General features: G+C 49.4%; 21 protein-coding genes. 14 read left to right on the top strand and 7 right to left on the bottom strand.

The window, feature by feature from the left end; translation table 11 throughout:
• Window positions 1-419: 419 nt before the first annotated feature.
• Window positions 420-1,109, bottom strand: coding sequence for an alpha/beta fold hydrolase (locus GL2_RS09435; RefSeq protein ID WP_143730413.1), 690 nt, complete (start codon window positions 1,107-1,109; stop codon window positions 420-422).
• Between the two features lie 615 nt (window positions 1,110-1,724).
• Here GL2_RS09435 and GL2_RS09430 point away from each other — a divergent pair.
• The gene (locus tag GL2_RS09430) at window positions 1,725-1,979 is read left to right on the top strand and encodes a hypothetical protein (RefSeq protein ID WP_143730412.1); all 255 of its coding nucleotides are present in this window, start codon (window positions 1,725-1,727) and stop codon (window positions 1,977-1,979) included.
• 40 nt (window positions 1,980-2,019) lie between these two features.
• Complete coding sequence (locus GL2_RS09425) at window positions 2,020-3,120, top strand: YHYH protein (RefSeq protein WP_143730411.1); 1,101 nt, start codon at window positions 2,020-2,022, stop codon at window positions 3,118-3,120.
• Window positions 3,121-3,254: 134 nt separating this feature from the next.
• Here the strand turns inward: GL2_RS09425 and radA are convergent, their stop codons facing one another.
• Window positions 3,255-4,655 carry a DNA repair protein RadA gene (gene radA / locus GL2_RS09420; protein WP_143732852.1) on the bottom strand — a complete coding sequence of 467 codons (1,401 nt, stop codon included), beginning with the start codon at window positions 4,653-4,655 and terminating at the stop codon, window positions 3,255-3,257.
• 256 nt (window positions 4,656-4,911) lie between these two features.
• Between radA and GL2_RS09415 the strand changes: the two genes are divergently transcribed.
• The 4 genes from GL2_RS09415 to GL2_RS09400 all read left to right on the top strand — a co-directional run bounded on the left by GL2_RS09415 (window position 4,912) and on the right by GL2_RS09400 (window position 7,281).
• Window positions 4,912-5,355: a pseudoazurin gene (locus GL2_RS09415; RefSeq protein ID WP_143730410.1), complete on the top strand. Its 444-nt coding sequence runs from the start codon at window positions 4,912-4,914 to the stop codon at window positions 5,353-5,355.
• Window positions 5,356-5,368: 13 nt separating this feature from the next.
• On the top strand, window positions 5,369-6,166 hold the full coding sequence (locus tag GL2_RS09410; RefSeq protein WP_143730409.1) for an MBL fold metallo-hydrolase: 798 nt from the start codon (window positions 5,369-5,371) through the stop codon (window positions 6,164-6,166).
• Window positions 6,167-6,298: 132 nt separating this feature from the next.
• Complete coding sequence (locus tag GL2_RS09405) at window positions 6,299-6,649, top strand: hypothetical protein (protein WP_143730408.1); 351 nt, start codon at window positions 6,299-6,301, stop codon at window positions 6,647-6,649.
• A 143-nt stretch (window positions 6,650-6,792) separates the two neighbouring features.
• Window positions 6,793-7,281, top strand: coding sequence for a DUF411 domain-containing protein (locus tag GL2_RS09400; protein WP_143730407.1), 489 nt, complete (start codon window positions 6,793-6,795; stop codon window positions 7,279-7,281).
• Between the two features lie 85 nt (window positions 7,282-7,366).
• On the opposite strand, the gene GL2_RS09395 is transcribed toward GL2_RS09400, so the two are convergent.
• Window positions 7,367-8,443 carry an MBL fold metallo-hydrolase gene (locus GL2_RS09395; protein WP_172621103.1) on the bottom strand — a complete coding sequence of 359 codons (1,077 nt, stop codon included), beginning with the start codon at window positions 8,441-8,443 and terminating at the stop codon, window positions 7,367-7,369.
• A 138-nt stretch (window positions 8,444-8,581) separates the two neighbouring features.
• Between GL2_RS09395 and GL2_RS09390 the strand changes: the two genes are divergently transcribed.
• From GL2_RS09390 to GL2_RS21685, 5 genes are all read left to right on the top strand, one after another.
• On the top strand, window positions 8,582-9,193 hold the full coding sequence (locus GL2_RS09390; RefSeq protein ID WP_143730406.1) for a TetR/AcrR family transcriptional regulator: 612 nt from the start codon (window positions 8,582-8,584) through the stop codon (window positions 9,191-9,193).
• Window positions 9,194-9,717: 524 nt separating this feature from the next.
• Complete coding sequence (locus GL2_RS09385; RefSeq protein ID WP_143730405.1) at window positions 9,718-10,143, top strand: N-acetyltransferase; 426 nt, start codon at window positions 9,718-9,720, stop codon at window positions 10,141-10,143.
• 39 nt (window positions 10,144-10,182) lie between these two features.
• Window positions 10,183-10,443, top strand: a complete 261-nt coding sequence (locus tag GL2_RS22345; protein WP_370452138.1) for a DUF6868 family protein — start codon at window positions 10,183-10,185, stop codon at window positions 10,441-10,443.
• Between the two features lie 125 nt (window positions 10,444-10,568).
• Window positions 10,569-10,778 carry a hypothetical protein gene (locus GL2_RS21690; protein WP_197736544.1) on the top strand — a complete coding sequence of 70 codons (210 nt, stop codon included), beginning with the start codon at window positions 10,569-10,571 and terminating at the stop codon, window positions 10,776-10,778.
• Complete coding sequence (locus GL2_RS21685) at window positions 10,756-11,124, top strand: hypothetical protein (RefSeq protein WP_197736543.1); 369 nt, start codon at window positions 10,756-10,758, stop codon at window positions 11,122-11,124. Before GL2_RS21690 ends, GL2_RS21685 begins: the two co-directional genes overlap by 23 nt.
• Before the next feature lie 131 nt (window positions 11,125-11,255).
• Here GL2_RS21685 and GL2_RS09370 read toward each other — a convergent pair whose 3' ends face one another.
• The 4 genes from GL2_RS09370 to GL2_RS09355 form a co-directional block, all read right to left on the bottom strand.
• A complete protein-coding gene (locus GL2_RS09370) occupies window positions 11,256-11,999 on the bottom strand; it encodes an SDR family oxidoreductase (RefSeq protein ID WP_143730404.1) in 744 nt (247 codons plus the stop codon).
• A gap of 464 nt (window positions 12,000-12,463) precedes the next feature.
• Window positions 12,464-13,282, bottom strand: coding sequence for a DUF417 family protein (locus tag GL2_RS09365; RefSeq protein ID WP_197736542.1), 819 nt, complete (start codon window positions 13,280-13,282; stop codon window positions 12,464-12,466).
• A gap of 215 nt (window positions 13,283-13,497) precedes the next feature.
• Complete coding sequence (locus tag GL2_RS09360) at window positions 13,498-13,866, bottom strand: cupredoxin domain-containing protein (protein WP_143730402.1); 369 nt, start codon at window positions 13,864-13,866, stop codon at window positions 13,498-13,500.
• Window positions 13,866-16,109 carry a heavy metal translocating P-type ATPase gene (locus tag GL2_RS09355; RefSeq protein ID WP_143730401.1) on the bottom strand — a complete coding sequence of 748 codons (2,244 nt, stop codon included), beginning with the start codon at window positions 16,107-16,109 and terminating at the stop codon, window positions 13,866-13,868. The genes GL2_RS09360 and GL2_RS09355 overlap by 1 nt, the downstream gene beginning before the upstream one ends.
• Before the next feature lie 191 nt (window positions 16,110-16,300).
• On the opposite strand from GL2_RS09355, the gene GL2_RS09350 reads away from it, so the two are divergent.
• The 3 genes from GL2_RS09350 to GL2_RS09340 all read left to right on the top strand — a co-directional run bounded on the left by GL2_RS09350 (window position 16,301) and on the right by GL2_RS09340 (window position 18,820).
• Complete coding sequence (locus tag GL2_RS09350) at window positions 16,301-17,626, top strand: DnaT-like ssDNA-binding domain-containing protein (RefSeq protein WP_143730400.1); 1,326 nt, start codon at window positions 16,301-16,303, stop codon at window positions 17,624-17,626.
• On the top strand, window positions 17,538-18,203 hold the full coding sequence (locus tag GL2_RS09345; protein WP_143730399.1) for a replication protein P: 666 nt from the start codon (window positions 17,538-17,540) through the stop codon (window positions 18,201-18,203). Before GL2_RS09350 ends, GL2_RS09345 begins: the two co-directional genes overlap by 89 nt.
• Window positions 18,204-18,268: 65 nt before the next feature.
• Entirely contained in the window at window positions 18,269-18,820 is a 552-nt protein-coding gene (locus tag GL2_RS09340) for a dienelactone hydrolase family protein (RefSeq protein WP_143730398.1), read from the top strand.
• Window positions 18,821-18,901 lie beyond the last annotated feature (81 nt).

Here is an 18,901-nt window from a genome sequence, read left to right as displayed (position 1 = left end):
CCCCCAAATACTAAATAAAACTGGTAACACTTAAAGAATAGCCAGAAACTAAATCTTATCGCCTATGCTCATAGCTAATGTGGCTTTACCCCTGCCACCACCAACATATCAAATCAACGGCATATAAGATCACTATACTGCACTTCTTCGAGCGCCGAATTATCAACAACCACCTTGCCGCTCAGCATACGCTACTAAGGTAAAAACCTTTGTCTTGTTGTCCAGTACTTTCAAGAGAACCTGCAATAATTAAGAATATAGAAAATGGTACACCTTATTAAAAAATATAATTCTTAGCCCTGAGTCAAAAAATCCAAAATGAAATCCCAGGCAAGAGTATCTTGCCACAGCAAATTATGGCCGCCATCAAAAATCCCCAGCCGAGCATTGGATATCTGCTGATACAGTGCCCGCTGATTTTAGAAAGGAGCAATATTGTCGTAGCGTCCTCCGCAAATTAGCGTTTCCCTATTTAACCCCGGCAAACGCTCATAAGTATCATGCCCCATTCTCGCCTTGAGCTGTCGTAGACGACACAAAGCACCTTCATTTTTATTTTCTGAAATTTCACAAACTTTACTGTAATAATTACTTAATGGGATATAGAGCTCTGGCAATGTATGTATATCATCAGGGCTTGACATACGCCGATCGCCCGAGCAGATCCAAAAATCTACTTTTTCATTAGTGGTCATAGATTCGATGTCATATTCATGAAGAGGAAATGACGCTCCACCAATTCCACCAGAACTAGTCACCACCAACACAAGCTTTTGCACCAGTTGCGGATATCGCAGGGCAAACTCCTGTAAAACCATTCCGCCAAAAGATTCTCCAATAAAAAGAGCACTCTGCCAGCCAAGATGTATTAGCAGTCGCTGAAGGTCATCGGCATAGTCGGACATCTCTGGAGAGGCATCAGGGGAATTAGACTGTCCAATACCACGTGGGTCAAAGCTCAGTATCTCAAAGTGTTTCGCCAATGGGGAGTCAAAAATAGTCGGGGGAACTCTGAGGTCACTAAGGGTTCCGGGGTGAAATACCAAACGTGGGCCACTTCCCCGAACTTCATAGATTATGTCCACGCCATTGCAACTAAATATCGCCATACCTTTCAACCATTGAGAACCGGGTAGCTACAACAAGAGTAACTGCAATAGTAATAGCTCATGCCAAATATTTTTAAGAATAGCCGCCAATACAAATATCAGGTGTGGCCATTAAATTTATCATTTATATCCAACAAGGGTATATCTAGGAGGAATAGAAAGGAAAGAAGTGAAATCACCCCAACAAATTATCTAACCTAAGAAGCTCTCTCTATAGGCTAACCTGCACCCCTGGATAGAAATCAGAACCCATAGTATAAGAGCCCGCTACTTCACAGTAGCACCTGTAAAGCATACTTGTCCGCGCAGGTTAATTCGCACATTAGAAGAGACAGGATAAACTGCATTCAGGGTCAACTTGCCAACTATGCCCCATACCGTACCGAGCGAAGAGTTTTTCCTTTTTAGTAAGTGCTTGGTTCTTCAGGGCTCTAGCCACCTCACTTTCATCCACATTTCTTTACAAAATTTCCACATTCCTTGCGCATTCCTAAATTATGTTGACTTTCAACGGTTGATTAAATAATGCCCCTATTGCAGAAAGTGTCCTATCACAGCTATAAGACTATCCTGCTAATACCGCGGTCGCATCGCAACCAACAAAAGGAAAATACGGTGAATAAAGTTCTGGTTCCCATCGCCCTGCTGACCCTTATTTCTACAGCTGTGGCACAGCCGCACAAACCGCCCCAGGAGGCCTTTGATGCATGCAACGGTATATCGGAAGGGCGTGGCTGTGCAGTTGAAACTCCGCATGGCACCTTGGAGGGCACTTGCCGAATACCTCCAAGGGAGGAGCAATTGGTCTGCGTGCCGGCAAAAGTGGAAGGCCGCAGACCGCTCAGAGATAAAGAAGAAAGTCCCGAATAAATTTATAGTCTGTCAGGGGCACGCAATTTTGGGTTGTCATATGAAAAAGTGGTTATTACTAGGTCTTGTCTGTGTTACTCCGGCAGCTCTGGGTCATTTACCAGAAACAGCTACTGGAGCCTGCCAAGACCTTACCTCCGGTGCCAATTGTACTTTCGGACATAACATCGGCCTGTGTTTTAATTTAACAGGGTCACAGGCACTCACCTGCCTACCGGAAAGACTGGATATCGCCCGAGCAACTTCCCAGGACCGCATTGTAGTCAGACCTCCTGCACGCAAACACCGAGTACTTCAGTCCAACGGGTTGCAAAACACCGTCCCTGCAACTCGCACACCCATCGCCTCTAGTGTGGTGGAAATATCTGTACAAGGCCCCTGGAGAATCATTGAAGCCAACGGCATTTCAGCACACAAAACCGGCACTTTCCCCAATCCTGGTAACCCGCACAGAATTGAAACCCAACGCTATAAATACAGAGTTCCAGCCACCCCCCAAATTACAGGAACAAGCTCCCCGGTAACTTTGCAGAATTTCGGTGTTGGCATCAACGGCGTACCTTTTGATCCCAGTGCAGCAGAATGGTATTTGGGTATTCGCGGCCTTTGGCGCTATGAAGCCCTATCAGGTGCCATTCCCCTGGGCGTGGATGATAATTTTGCCCATGTACAACCTAACGGTGCCTACCACTACCACGGCCTGCCGACCGGGCTTTTGGCGCGCTTGCAAGTGACACCACAACGTCACTCGCCACTAATTGGTTGGGCTGCAGATGGCTTCCCGATTTATGCTCTTTACGGTTTTCTGGATAGCCAAAGTAGCGAATCCGGAATCGTAAAAATGCGATCTAGTTATCGGGTAAAAGCCGGGCCGCGCTCTACCGGCAGCAAGCAGCCAGGCGGCTACTATGATGGCACTTTCGTAGCAGACTACGAATACGTGAAAGGTTCTGGATCCCTTGATGAATGCAACGGCCGCTTCGTGCATACCCCTGATTTTCCCGAAGGCACCTACGCTTACTTTCTGACTGAGGAGTGGCCGATTATTCCACGCTGCTATAAGGGTACGCCCTCGGAGGATTTTCGTCGGGGCCTACAGAAAACACCTCTCAAAAGAGAGATGAGAAGGGGCTTCGGCTGACACAGCTAAAAATTTATTTAAACAACAAATTTCAATGCGAATGTTTTCAGGCATCACTGGCAGCGGGAGAAACACCGTTGGAAACGGCCATTTCTCCTCAAAAAAACAATGATATTTTACTGAAAAACCACACTTCAGCTCATATCAATAACGGCAAGGGCCTCTGCCAGAGTTTTTACCGAGTGCATCTCCATCCCCTCGATATCATTTTTTAGGCGGTTAGCAGCGGGTACTATTGCCTTGCGGAAGCCATGCTTGGCTGCCTCGCGCAAACGCTCCTGGCCTGAGGGCACCGGACGGATCTCACCGGACAAACCCACTTCACCAAATACCACTAAATCCCGCGGTAGAACGCGGTTGCGGAAGCTGGAAACCACAGCCAGCAACAGGGTCAGGTCGGCACTGGTCTCCATTACCTTGACCCCACCAACCACATTGATAAATACATCCTGATCGCCCACGAGCACACCACCGTGGCGATGCAACACCGCCAGCAACATATTCAGACGGTTCTGGTCGAGCCCCACCGCCACCCGGCGTGGATTACCCAGGCTGCTGTCATCTACCAGCGCCTGTAATTCGACCAGCAACGGGCGAGTGCCCTCCCATACGGAAGTCACTACTGAACCTGAGGCAATTTCCTCAGCGCGTTGCAGGAAAATTGCAGAGGGATTGGACACTTCTTTTAGCCCCTGCTCTGTCATGGCAAACACCCCCAGCTCGTTAACCGCACCGAAGCGATTCTTGTGCGCGCGCAAAGTGCGGAAACGGGAGTCGTGGGTGCCTTCAAGTAAAATGGAGCAATCAATAATATGCTCCAGCACCTTGGGCCCGGCAAGACTGCCATCTTTGGTTACATGGCCCACCAAAATTAGGGCAGTGCCGGTTTGCTTGGCGAAGCGGGTCAGGTACGCCGCGCTCTCACGCACCTGAGCAACAGAACCCGGTGCAGACTGCACATCACTCATGTGCATCACCTGGATGGAGTCCACCACCATCACCCGCGGACTCACTTCCTTGGCCGCCAGGCAGATACGCTCTACTTCGGTTTCACTGAGCAGTTGCAGGGAGTCTGTAGGCAATCCAAGACGCTTGGCCCGCATAGCCACCTGCTGCAGGGATTCCTCCCCGGTGATGTACAGCGCTGGCATCGAGGTGGCCAGATGGCACAGAGTCTGCAATAGCACTGTGGATTTACCGGCACCCGGATGACCGCCGATGAGCACCACCGAGCCCGGTACCAGGCCACCACCCAAAACCCGATCCAACTCGGAAGCGGTGGTGGGAATACGTGGCAATTCACTCAGGTCAATTTCAGAAAGTTTCTGTACCTTGCCAGCACCAGCAGCGCCAGCATATCCGCTCTGCGAATCGGTGAAATTGGCCGCACGACTATCCTTGTGCTCGGAACCCAGACGTACCTCCGATAGGCTATTCCAGGTGCCACATGCACTGCACTGCCCCGCCCACTTGGTGTAGTCGGCACCACATTCATTACACACGTAGGCAATTTTGCGTTTCGCAGCCAAGGTCATCTCCAGAACAGTTGTCCGAATTAATTGGCGCACAGTTTACCTCCAATCAGGCGGCAACGGGCAGCGCTTAGCGGTCAAGAATGACTCACCTGCACTACTCCTTTTTGATGGCACCCTTTTCCTCAATCTATGCCATCTGTGCGATTGATCTAGATCAATTCGCCATGTTTCCACCGAGATAATATCCGCCGCGGCCTGTACCCACTAATGGGGAGGTATTCAATTACACCGACTAATCATCAAACAGGAAGTAAGCATGTCGTCTATTTCTCTTCGCGGCGCGATTTTGGCGCTCGCCATGGCCTCGACCTCCGCCTTGGCCGCAGACCACGAAGTTAAGATGTTGAACCAAGGTAAGGACGGCATGATGACCTTCGAACCCGGTTTCCTCAATGTTGCTGCAGGCGACACCGTGACTTTCCTGCCAACCGATATGGCCCACAATACCCACTCGGTGCTTTCCCCGGCCGAAGGCGCCACCTGGAACGGCAGCATGGGTGAAAAAATCACTGTAACCCTGAATAAGGAAGGCGTTTACCTGTACCAGTGCGACCCGCACCTTCCGCTGGGTATGGTAGGGGTGATCCAGGTGGGTGAAGCCAGCAACCTAAAAGATGCCAAGAAACATGCCGAAGGAATGAATGACCGTATTGCTGTAAACAAGGAGCGACTGCAACAGTACCTCGGTTTGGTGAAATAAGGGGAACCGCGGCGTGGACATCCTATTTGAACAAGGCCACCACCTGGTTGCGCGTTTTTGCGATCTGGTCAATGAGCAGAACGGCAGTGATGGCGTACAGGCCAACCAGTTTGTGATTCGCCGCGGTACCAAGGGGGCACTCATCGATCCCGGCGGCGACCTGACCTATACGCCCCTGACCATCGAACTCAGCCGCCACCTGAACCTGAGCGACCTGGAATATATTCTGGCTTCGCACCAGGACCCGGACATTATCGCCTCGCTACCGCGCTGGATGTTACATTCCCGCTGCAAGGTGGCAGTGTCGAAGCTCTGGTCACGCTTTTTGCCACACCTGGTATCCGGCTTCGTCGCCTCGCGTGCAGGCAGTGAGAAATGGCAGGACCGCATAGTGCCACTGGACGACAAGGGCGAAGTCCTGCCTTTTGCCGATAGTGAGATCTGGGCCCTACCCGCCCACTTCCTGCACTCCTGTGGCAACTTCAGCTTTTACGATCCGGTCAGCCGCATTCTATTTTCCGGGGATATCGGTGCCTCCCTCGGAGGTGAAGAAGGTGAAGTTACAGATTTCGACACACATATCCCGTCAATGGAGGGCTTCCATCGGCGTTATATGGGCGGCAACTGGGCCTGCCGACTTTGGGTCAAAATGGTCCGTGAATTGAACCCTTCAATGATCGTACCCCAGCACGGTGGCTACTTTGCTGCAGACGAAACCAAGGAGCGATTCCTGGGCTGGCTGGAAAGGTTGGAATGTGGCCCGGACCTATTGCGCCATCAGGATTTTTGCCTGCCCCTTGGCAAATCCTGAACCCGAAACTGATGTGTGGCGGTACCCGTAGCGCCGCCACACAGCCTCTCCTCCATATCTAAAACACCACTGCATTTGCACCTCTATCTGCCAACTCATACACTGGTCCCTGTACTTCTTTAGGCAATAGCCATGCATCCCGGATTCTTCCGCTCACTGCTACTGATACTACTGCTCACCTTTGCCGGCCTGGCTTCGGCGGTACCTTGTAGTGAGCCTGGTGAAATGGCACCGGCCCTAATGAACGCAGAATCCAGTGAACAGAATCACTGTTCCACAGATAAGCCTACCGATTGCAGCAGCGAGCATGCCGGCGATTGCGGTATTGAGTGCAGCTGCTGCCCGGGGCTCAGCAATAGCCTCGCGGCCCTATCCGATAGCAAGCCCGCTTTTTTTCGTCAGGGCCCGCGTAATACAACCTATTTGCGATTCAACTCCCCCCCGGAACCAGATACCGAGTTACGTCCTCCTATTACCTCCTGAGTCGTAGCAAGTACCCCTGCGCTTTCCCGACTAGATCAATAACCACAAACATTTTTTCGCGCCCGAAGACCCTTCGGAGCGCCAAACGCCCAGTGTATTTCTCACACCGGGCGTTACCGATTTCTACGAAAAGGAGATATTTCATGTACCGCACGTTCCTGGCTGCTATCGCCATTGTTTTTACTTCCCTGGCCCTGAGCGCCTGTGCCGATCCAACCGAAGTGCCGGCGCAAAGCCCCAGCCTGACCACCTATAAATCAGCCACCTGTGGCTGCTGTAAACTCTGGGTAGATCACGCCCAGAAAACTGGCTTCGATGTAGTGGCAAAAGATGTCGATGATCTCAACAGTATCAAAAAGCAGTATGGAATCGAGCCACGTTACCAGTCTTGCCACACTAGTGTGTCCAGGGAAGGTTATGTTTTCGAAGGGCATGTGCCAGCCAAGCTGGTCCACAGTTTTCTGAAGAATCCACCGAAAGGTGCCATGGGACTGGCCGTACCCGGTATGCCACTGGGCAGCCCCGGTATGGAAGTAGGTGATCGCTTTACCCCCTACCAGGTAATGCAACTAAACAAGGATGGCAGTAGTGTGGTTTACGCTGAGGTCAACTCTGCCGGAGAACAGTTCTAAGGGCTGTCGATGATAAGACTTCCGTGGCCGGTCTCAGTGCCGGCCCAGCAGGCTCGAGGAAAGCAATTGTGTGAAGTTAGATAAATCACAACCCAGCGGCCAGTTCGCTCTGCCCATGCCTAATAAACTCCCGCCACCATGCCTGAGTGGGGGCAGGCGTGTGTACATTTACTGGAGCACCGATAATAGGGGTAAGTAATGTGACCCCCTGGGCTTCGGCAGCCAACTGCGCTCGCTCCAGAGGCTCAAACCAATCGTGAAGGGCAAGATCAAAAGTGCTGTTGTGAATGGGCACCATCGCACGACCGCGCAGATCCAAATGGGCCTGCACACTCTCCTCCGGTTTCATATGCACCTCGCTCCAAAGATCGTTGTAGGCCCCGGTTTCAATCAGCGTTAAATCGAAAGGACCCAAGCGCTCACCAATTTCCCGGAAGCCACCGAAATAGCCACTATCACCACTAAAGAAAATCCGCACGTCGCGCCCGGCAATCACCCAGCTGGCCCACAGAGTTTTATCGCGGTCAGTAAGACCGCGTCCGGAAAAGTGCTGGGCTGGGGTCGCAGTAAACTGCAGGCTGCCAATAGAAAATGACTGCCACCAGGCAAGCTCGGTGATCTTATCCTTCGTAACTCCCCAGTCCTGCAAGTGCCTGCCAACACCGGTGGGTACAATAAAGTGCTCTACCTTCTTGTCCAGGGTTCGCACACTGGCCTTATCCAGATGATCGTAATGATCGTGACTGATGATTACTGTTTTCAATACGGGCAGGTCTTGCAAAGACAGAGGCAGTGGATGGAAGCGCTTTGGCCCCAACCACTGCACCGGTGAAGCTCGATCGCTGAATACGGGGTCAGTAAGCACATACTCGCCATCAAGTTGAATCAATATCGATGAATGCCCCAGACGGTAAACTGTAGGTTGTGTCTCGTTGCTGGTAAGTATTTCCTTTGTGATCGACTGCAGGGGAAGTGGCTCTGCCGGTACCGGCGCAGCCCTCTCAGCGCGGACATAGGCGCCGAGCATATCAACAATCTTACCCATCCCGGCCTTGTAGTCGATTTCCGTGTTATGAAACTTCTCAGACTGTGTAGCACAGCTATTGAACAGACCAATGGACATACCTATCACTCCCACTAATAACCAACAGCGCTTCTTCATAGATGCCACTAGGTAAACTATACAGTGCAGTTTATTGACGAAAAAGGCAAAAGTAAACCAATTAGTGTAAAATTAGTTATTAAGTGAAATTCCCCGCCAGGTGGACAGCCGGGCGTAAACAGAGATACCGAGTGCCACATGAATGAAAAGAAGCCGACGAGAAGTGAATTAAAGCGACAGGCCATTATCGATGCGGCCAAACAGGCCTTCCAGGAGCTCGGCGTCCAAGGTACCAGCATGGATGAACTGGCGGCCCGCGCCCAAGTATCCAAACGCACAGTGTACAACCACTTTGCCAGTAAGGAGACACTGGTCATGTACCTGATTGGCGAACTCTGGCAGCAGGCAACCCAGTCCCCCGGCTGTGACTACAGCCCAAACAGAGACCTGCACTCACAACTTCGCACCTTGCTGGAGTTGGAAATACAGACCATCTGCAACCCACAGTATATTGAGCTAAACCGCATGGCCTTCGACTACTTCTTTCACCAGCCGGAAGCCCTGCGCAAGGAAATGGAAAAGTTTAAAGCCAATGAAACCGGCGTGCAGCGCTGGATAAAATCCGCTGTAGCCGACGGCCGCCTAAATCAGCTAGATTTAGAAATCGCGAGCGGACAAATTCACAACCTGATCAAGGGCAGCTGCTTCTGGCCACAGCTATTACAACTCTCCGGTCCACTAACTCCGGCCGAACAAGAGGCCCTAGCCGAGCGCACTGCAGGGATGTTTTTAAGCCATTATCAGGCTTGATAAGCTCGGGTTAACAGGGCTGTATCAACCTAACATGCAGATTCGGCTGTTAATCTTTGGATTAAAAAACAAATAAAAATTAAATTGATTAGATGAACCATTTAATATTAAACATCACACACAACAAGAATCCACCAGAGAAAACATAAGGTATCCAGATTACCTGGGCATATATTTAAATGCTGGAAAAATCTCAAGAAAACCCGTTATCGATACCTATAATGTTAACGAAATAAATTCAGGCTTCGGACTCAACCTGAAAGAAAATATTGTAGACAATATATATCACCAGAAAATTATGCTTTCATGGTGCACAGGACTCTAAACTAGAATAATCATAAAAACTCATCCAACATTCGCTCACTAGCATTCAGATAGAAAAAAGGTTTCCCCGAAAAAACTTTTAACATTAACGACCAATTGCCTACCCAACAAATCAGAACATTCCAGCTAAACTAAACAACACCTAAATACGACTCCGATTTATATAGAGCGTGTCAATAAAACCAGGATACCCTTAGCACATGATTAGAAACTACAAATCGAATGACACGAATACTATTTGTGATATCTGGCTGAAAGCTTCCATTAAGGCACACAGCTTTATTTCCCCTGAGTTCTGGCAGTCACAGTTAGAAAGCATGCGCAGCATCTACATACCATCCTCAGAAAGTTATATCTATGAAAGAGATACAGAGATAGCAGGGTTTTACTCCCTTGACGGAAATTCACTGGCTGCTATCTTTGTTTATCCACATCTTCAGGGACAGGGGATAGGAAAACAGTTACTTTCTCATGCGAAGTCTCGACGATCTCAACTGACATTATCTGTCTATAAAGAAAACCTTCCCAGCTATCAATTTTACTTATCTCAAGGTTTTGTGCTAATTAAAGAACAAGTTGACAAACACACTGGGCACTTAGAGTATTTAATGAAAACAAAAGTATAGCCAACAGGCCTCAAATACCAGGAAAACAGATGCACTTGCATGGAAGACATTATGATTACACTCCCTCAAATCACTGAGTTCCTAGGCTGGGCCTCAGCAATTAACATCTGTTACCTTATTTTGGCGACAGCCATTATTGTGTATATGCATGATGGAATAGCTTCTATTCACAGCAAGCTATTCAGAATAAGTACCAAAGAATTAAATTCCAAATATTTTGACTTTTTGAGCACTTACAAAATTGTAACACTGGTTTTCATTTTGGCACCTTATATCGCACTAAAAATTATGGGGCAGTAAATCTATAAAAATAACTCATTCATTGCTCAGGTCTAAAGAAGGAGGCATAGCGAACCTAAGGGCTATCTTATGTGCTAACACCGACTATTACGATACCAACAGGCACTCTCTAAACAGGAGGTAGCATGCCCAGCCTAGGTCTACGTGAGAAACTTGACGCAACCTTCGATAAATATGTACAAGCAGAGCTGGCTGGAAATCTCGACGAAACTTTGGCGACTATAGCGCCCAATCCAGACGTCCTCAATATACCGACTTTGCTTGGCGGCCAAGGTCCTCAAGGGGTACAGACTTTCTACTCAAAACGCCTTATTGGACAGTTTTTTTCTGCCTGATGTCACTTTCGAAACAATTTCAAGAATATATAGTGAGGAACGACTTATCAATGCATTAGTCATCTCATTTACTCACACGATAAAAATGGACCACCTGCTGCCTGGAATTGAACCAACTGGGAGACTTGTCGAGTCAGCATTTATTGTTATTGTTGGAATCGGAAATGATAAAGTAGCCTACGAACATATCCTGTGGGATCAAGCCAGTATGCTTGTTCAACTTGGACTGCTGGACCCAGAAAGTCTTCCAGTTGTCTGGGCAGGTGCTGCAGCTACGTTAAAAAAAAACCTGCACTGCCGAACCCACTTTTCGATGAGAGCTAATTATCAACTTCAAGGGCTTTAAGAATGTACAGTATTCAGGTGAGAAAACCCAATCTTGAAAAGTGTTTATTTAATATTAACCACCCAAGCTTCATTGATCACATCTTTCATTCAATCCATACGGGATTACTAGCTTATAACCGCATTAAGGCTTCAAACTGTAAAAGAGCAATAACCTCCGTCAACCAGCAAATTCTGCCCCGTGATAAACCCTGCCAGCTGGCTGCATAGAAATGCACACGCAGCCCCTAATTCATCCGGCTTCCCTGCCCGCCCCGCTGGAACTTTTGAGATTAGATCCCTGGCAATATCGCCCAAATCCAGGAGCCTTTCCGTCATAATTGGTCCCGGCAGAAGGTTGTTAAGCGTTACATTATGTTCAATGACCTGCCTCGCCACACCGGCCGTATAGCCGGTTAATGCCAGCCGTACTGCGTTGGAGAGATCCAACTCTTTTACAGGTGATCTCACCGTCATAGATGTGATATTCACTATCCTCCCAAATTGACGTTTTATCATGCCATTGATATATAAACGTATTAATGCTTCCGCAGATAAAAAATTAGTATCGAGGGCATCAATCCACTGTTTACGAGTTAAGGTCCTAAAATCCTGCCCTGGGGGCCCTCCCGCATTTGTTACTAGAATATCAGGATTTTCACATTCCCTTATTACTTTTTGCAGTCCATCCTCTCCAGAAATATCTGCAACAATGACCCTGGGCCTTAGCCCACAATCCCCCTCTATCGTATCTGCTGCCTGATCCAGCGCTGACTTGGTTCGAGCAACGATGGTTGTATGAACTCCCTCACTAGCCAGGGCTTTAGCGCAGGCAAACCCTAGCCCCCTGGACGCACCACAGATTAATCCATTCCTGCCTTCAATACCCAAATCCATAACCCTTGCCTCACCTAAAGTATTTTGTCGCTTAATTTAACGAAAATCCATGAGTGGCATCCCGTAAAAAGCATTCTGCAAATTTAATTACTTGAGAATAGGTGTAATTTTACAAAAAACATAATCCTGCTTTTCAGTAATGGCGGTTGATATATTTTTAAGATTACGAAGGGGAAATCACACAGGTAATTTCAGCTTGATCGCTTCTTTCGGCAGCCAATTGCCTGGACCAATTTATTTTTTATTCGCCCCGCCTCTTAATATGAGATTTTATGGCTGGAAATCGACTAGCAACAATTTATTCTACTACCCGCCCAACAATCATAACTAGAGCGAATATCACAAAGTACCACTCTCAATAATCACTAGCGTTTAGACTCAAAGTTTCAGGCGATTTTGGAGAAACCCGGGGACTAGCAGGCCCCGGATTTAAGAATAGATTTAAAAAACCCTGTAAAGCTGGATTATTGTGTATCAACCAAACGACTGCGAATATCAATCATTAAAATTAGGTTTGCAATAAACCAAAGGTCTTTGATAATAAATATCCCACTGGATGACAGTATTCCAGGTGCATCCCAGCTTCCAGGGTAACTGAACAGAAAGGTTTGTGTGGTGACAAAGACAGCTCCACACAATAGTACTCCAGGCCAGAAAAATACCCGGACATGAATGCCAATAGCCAATATCACCAGGGCAAGCAAATCATAAATACCGATAATATTCGATGCTTGCTGCACACTAAAGAAACTATACAGCCAGGACATTAGTGGGGAGCTGCTTACCAGTCCCTCAATTCCCTGGGCCTCGATGGCAGTAAATTTCATTCCGCCTATCCACAGTAGAACCAAACCAACTGGAAGATAATTCAGCCATATAAATTTTCTGGATGGAGGTGTTTTATGATTCAACCAGGTCAGACCGATTGCTACCAGGGCAAAATACTTGATAATTCCCTGCCCGGAGCCTATTGCTGGGAAACCACCAAGGGCGGCAATCCAGTGTACGCTGCCAAACAGGCTTAACAGGGGCACCACCGATATAGCAATGATCAGGAGTGCCAGAGGCATAACCCATTTTTCTGTGAAAAAAGATAGTAATGCTAGCAATGCAGCTAAGGCAAAGACTATGGCGGCAACAAGACTTACACCTGATAAGTCTGCACCTTTCTCAAACCCATAAAAAGCTGTGATGGACCCAAGCCCGCCCTGTTGACCGGAAAAAAGGGCGATCGCAATAAAAACGAAAGAAATTGCCAAAAGGGCAAATGGTAGTTTTCGCAAACAAGTATTCATCATTCAATGACCTGGAAGTAGATAACCTTTCAAGGAGAAGCCTTGTGGCAGCCCCCAGCCCTTTATGCGCTACCAACAGATAATTACCTGCCGGCAGATGACTCCAAGGACCTTACTTACAGTTGTCGCCATTAATTGGAAAATGTTACACATTCCGCTGCTTTCTCTATGACCCTGAAAGCAGAGTCCGTCACAACCTGACTCTACTCCAGCACCAGGGTGCCGCGGTACATCTGCATTTGGCAAGTAAAAGGGTACTCTCCGGGCTTTGCTGCTGGCAGATTGACAGGCGTGTCCTTGTGCAGGGCTAGCTCAGCACTGACTTCCAAGTCCGGAAATAGAACCCATTCAGAGCAGGGGTTGGGGTCCTCTCTATGAAAATGCAGGGTCGCGGCTCGGCCAGCTGGTAGACGAATATGGTCTGGTTCATAAACTCCATCCTTGACCAAAATCTGTAGCTTATCCACGGCAGAAACCACTTTTACAGCACTATGCTTTGGTCCCAGCCAAAACCACCAGATAATGGCAATAATCAGTAAAACTCCAACAATATTCACCAATACCACGTCCATCAGTGCACCTCTGTAGGTTTGAACAAGCGCAGGCGATTCGCATTACTGACTACGGTAAGAGAGGAGAGTGCCATTGCAGCACCAGCCACAATTGGGCTCAGCAACATGCCGGTTACCGGATATAAAATTCCGGCGGCAATAGGAATTCCCAAGGTGTTATAGATAAAGGCACCAAACAGGTTTTGTTTGATATTGCGTAAGGTCGCACGGGATAACTCCACCGCATTGGCAACACCATGTAAGGATGAACGCATCAAGGTGATATCTGCACTTTCAATAGCGACATCAGTGCCAGCCCCAATGGCAAAGCCCACATCCGCGCGAGCCAGCGCCGGAGCATCATTGATTCCATCGCCCACCATACCTATACGCTCACCGCCCTGCTGCAACTCCGCAACAATACGCTCTTTATCTTCCGGCAGCAGTTCCGCATGTACTTTGTCAATATTCAAGTGTTTGGCGACAGCCTCTGCACTCCTGCTATTGTCGCCAGTTAGCATTTCTATTCGCAGCCCCAGCTTGCGCAGGCGTGTAATTGCCGCTTGTGCATCATCACGAATAGGATCGGCTACGGCGATAATGCCTTTCAGCTCTCCATCCACAGCCCCGAACATTACCGTGCGCCCGGCCTCTGCCAGCTTATCGGCACGAACCGCCCAGGAACCCATTGGAATATTTTCCCTCTGCATTAATTTGGTATTACCAAGCAATACTTCTTTTCCAGAAATAGTACCTTTCACACCATGGGCAGTAATTGCTTCAAAGTCACTGGGGGGTTGTAGCTGCAATTTTTTCTCATGGGCAGAGCTGACAATTGCTTCAGCCAGAGGGTGCTCAGAGCCCTGCTCAAGGCTCGCAAGCAGCTGCAACAATTCATTACTGTCACCATCGCAGTCGATATCGGTGAGGCGAGGTGAGCCCTCAGTGAGCGTACCCGTTTTATCAACAACCAGTACATCCAGATTACAGGACTGTTGCAGAGCTTTACCGTTGCGAACCAACACACCGTGCTCAGCCCCTTTACCAACCCCCACCATCACCGACATCGGGGTAGCAAGCCCCAATGCACAGGGACAGGCAATAATCAGCACCGAGGTGAGCACTACCAACATATGGGCAGCGCGAGGCTCGGGTCCTACATTGAACCAGATCAAAGCCGCTACCACGGCGATAACCATTACTATCGGCACAAAGATCGCTGAGATTTTGTCGGCCAGGCGCGCGATGGGTACCCGAGAACCCTGTGCATTTTTGACCATTTCAATAATCTGCGCGAGACGAGTGTCCGAACCCACTTTCTCTGCACGGAACAACAGGCTGCCGTTTTTATTCAGGGTGCCTGCCGCCAGGCTATCGCCCGCACCTTTTTTTACCGGCACCGGTTCACCGGTGAGCATGGATTCATCCACCAGGCTGCTGCCTTCCAGTACCTGTCCATCCACCGGGATTTTCTCACCGGGCCGTACACGCAGCTGGTCTCCTGCCTGAACCTGCTCAATAGGCAGATCCAGCTCCTTACCATCTCGCAGTACACGAGCCGAAACATCCTGCAGCTCCAACAGCTTTTCCACCGCGGCGCTGGTACGCCCCCGGGCCCGCACTTCCAGAGCTTGCCCCAGGCTGATCAGGCCGATAATCATGGCACTTGCCTCAAAGTACACATGACGCGCAGATTCAGGTAATAAGTGGGGAACCAGGACAACCAGCATTGAGAAGAGCCAGGCCGTGCCTGTTCCGAGGGCCACCAGGGTATCCATGGTCGCGCTGTGATGACGTAATGCTTTCCAGGCTCCGCTAAAAAAGTGCCCACCACAGAAAATCAGCACCGCCAGGGTAATCAGCCCCATCACACCCCAGATTATCTGGTCCACAAAAGTATTCACTGACATCTTATTGGTGATCAGCCCCCAGATCATCAGGGGGACACCGACACCCAGGGCAAAAGCAGATCGCCAGAGTAATTGCTCGTAGTGGCGCCTCTCCTCTGCCCGTTGCTCCTCGCGCCGTTCTCGCTCGCTGCTCTGTACCACTTGCGCGTCATAACCTGCAGAGCGCACTGCCTCAATGCAGGCCTGGGGATCCACTTCGCCACACACAACAAGTGTCTTGTCGGCGAGATTTACACGGGCATCCCCCACCCCTTTCACCTGCTGTACAGCAGCTTCGATCTTATTGACACAGCCGGCACAATTTACGCCGCTCAAGCGGAACACTGTCTGCACTGATTGCTGCTCATTCGCCATAATGCTCTCCCGCAAAACCGTTTCTGGCGACAAAGTTACAACCTTACCGCAGGGGTAAGGCAACAGTCTGCGCCAGTAATCCCTTCCTTAATATACGACTGGGCCGCCAACCTTCAGCTTAGCGGCTTGAATGGTGCAAACCCGAGAGCAAAGGCCGCGCAAGGCCCTCGCCGGAGTGTTATTATCGCGCCATGAAACACCCCCTGCTCCCTGAAAGACTCCTGAGTATCTCTCCGACTCTGGCCGCAACCGTTGGCCTGGAGGAGGCGGTATTGCTCACAGCACTCGGCGACTTGACACCTTTCCTGCCCCTGGAACCTTATGCGGGGCGGGATTGGTACACGGCGCAGGGGGAGCAGCTGTATCTGTTGCTTCCGTTCTGGCAGGCGGCAGATATCCAGCGTGTGGCCACTAGCCTGCGCAACCAGGGGGCTCTATTACTTGGCGCGGCCCCGTTTGGCAGCAGCGAGCTCCTGAAGTTCGCCCTGCCCGGCGAGTACAAGCGCTCCACAAGCGCACCGCCGCCTACCCAACAGGCACCAGCGCCATCCAGCCGCAGCGCCAATACCATCGCACCGGGCTGGCAACCAGATGGCGAAACCATGGCACGTATCAGCCAGCTGGGTATCCCCGAACATTTCGTGCGCGAACAACTCCCGGAGTTCGTGACCTACTGGCGCGAGCGTGCGGAACCGCGCCACTCCTTTGGCTCCTTGTTCCTGCGCCAGGTGAAGAGCAAATGGGAAGCTTTTCGCGCCACCGCCCAGCGTAAACAGGCCCTGCCCGAGAGCTGGCAACCGAACAACGACACTCTGCGAAAACTGGCCGACGAAGGCGTGCCCAGCACATTTGTCAGTCGCGGATTACAGCGCTTTCTCGATTACCATCGCTCCAGTGGCAAGCAGTCCATTTCCTGGGACCTGGAGTTCAATGACTGGATCATGGAGGACTGGGAGAAGCAGGAAACCCCGTTTATCGAGAAGCGCAAACCCACCGCTATGGTGCGTGACTGGCAGCCCAGCGAACACACCTGGGAACAACTGCAGCGCCTCGCTATTAACCCGCGCTTTGCTGCAGAATTACTGCCGGAATTTATCTATAAATGGGCCGAGCGCGGTGGTCACAGTGCCCGCTGGGGCGAACTATTTATTGAGTACGCACGTGAAGAGTGGGCTTACTACTGCCAGGGTATCGAGAAAAACCCAGTGGCCAAACCTATATCTCGTAACTGGCAACCCGGTGGCGACTGCCTCAGCCACCTGGTAAACCAGTGTGAAATCGATCGGGATTTCGCCCTCTCTCTGGTAGCTGAATTTATCATTTACTGGCGCGGGCAAAACGCCGCGCGTAAAAGCTGGGACGCCGTGTTTGTGCGTCATGCCCGCCACCAATGGGCAGAGCGCAACAAATTGGCAATAGGAAACTCTTATGGCAAACCACAAGAATCCAATAGCAGCGCAAACCAGCGCACCCGCGACCGGTCAATCGGCGACATACTCACAGACACAAACTGGTAGTGGGCAAAGCCAGGAACAACTGAACGAAAAGAAACGCGTAATCAACGAAGTATTTGCGCTTTTTAAACTGAATTACCACAACCAGTTCAGTGCCGCCTTTCCTGATACCGAAACCTTGCACCACGCCAAGCGTTTGTGGCTGGAGGCCCTGCTCTCTTTCGCCCCACAAGACATTATGCAGGGCGCTAAACGCGCGATTTTGCAGAGCGAATACCTGCCTACTGTACACAAGATGTTACAGCTCTGTGCTGCTGGCGAAGATGGCCTTCCAGAAGCTCGTGCCGCCTACCGTGAAGCCTGTAATGCTCCAAGTCCCAAGACCAACCACAAGTGGAGCCACCCGGTCGTATACCATGCTGGGCGAGAATCCAACTGGTTCTTTCTCGCCAATAATCCAGAGTCCATTGCCTACCCAGTCTTTGCGGAACACTACCGAAAGCTTTGTACTCGTGTATTAGAGGGGGAAAACCTTACAGCTCCAGAGCAACTGAAACTCGAAGAGAAAGACGGCACCCCACTTTCAAAGGAAGAAAATGCGCAAAAGATGGCAGAACTGCGTGCGCAACTGAAAATTTAGATCCATGGCTTTTATCTACCCAGATAAAAAGGTAAGCCAATAACCATTACTTTGAATCAATCCGTATGCACTTTACCCTCATATCGGATATTTTTGGGCGGACATCTGCTCTTGAGAAACTGGCAACAGAACTTTCCAGCTCCTCTGAGATCATCGATCCCTATGAATCAAAGAATATTAGTTTTGATAATGAGCTGGAGGCATATAACTATTTCACATCCCATATTGGAATGGATGCATTTACGTTAAAAGTTCTGGAAAAATTGAAAGAAAAACAGGAAGAAACTGTACTTATTGGATTCAGTATCGGCGCGACGGCCATCTGGAAAACATCATGCAGCACTGAAATTAGCCACATCAATAGCGCCATATGTTTCTATGGGTCACAGATTCGCAACCATAAAAATATAATACCTCTATTTCCAATTCAGACCATATTCCCCCAAAGTGAACCACACTTTTCAGTTACTGATCTTATTGCAGATTTATCAACCATAGAAAACTTGAAAGTTACACAAGTAAATTTTCTACATGGTTTTATGAATCCTTTATCCAGGAATTATAATCAGGTTGGCTACCAACAGCGCTTACAAGCCCTGAAAAATAGATTTAAGTAAAAAACTTAGTCTTTACTCAAAAATTCAGCTCTACCCGATTCAGAAACAAAAGAACAAACCGTTACCTCTCCAAGCCTTCTA

The sequence above is a fragment of the Microbulbifer sp. GL-2 genome (assembly GCF_007183175.1).
Classification (GTDB): Bacteria; Pseudomonadota; Gammaproteobacteria; order Pseudomonadales; family Cellvibrionaceae; genus Microbulbifer.
Note: the sequence above shows the minus strand (reverse complement) of the source record. Positions and strands in the feature narration are given on the sequence as shown.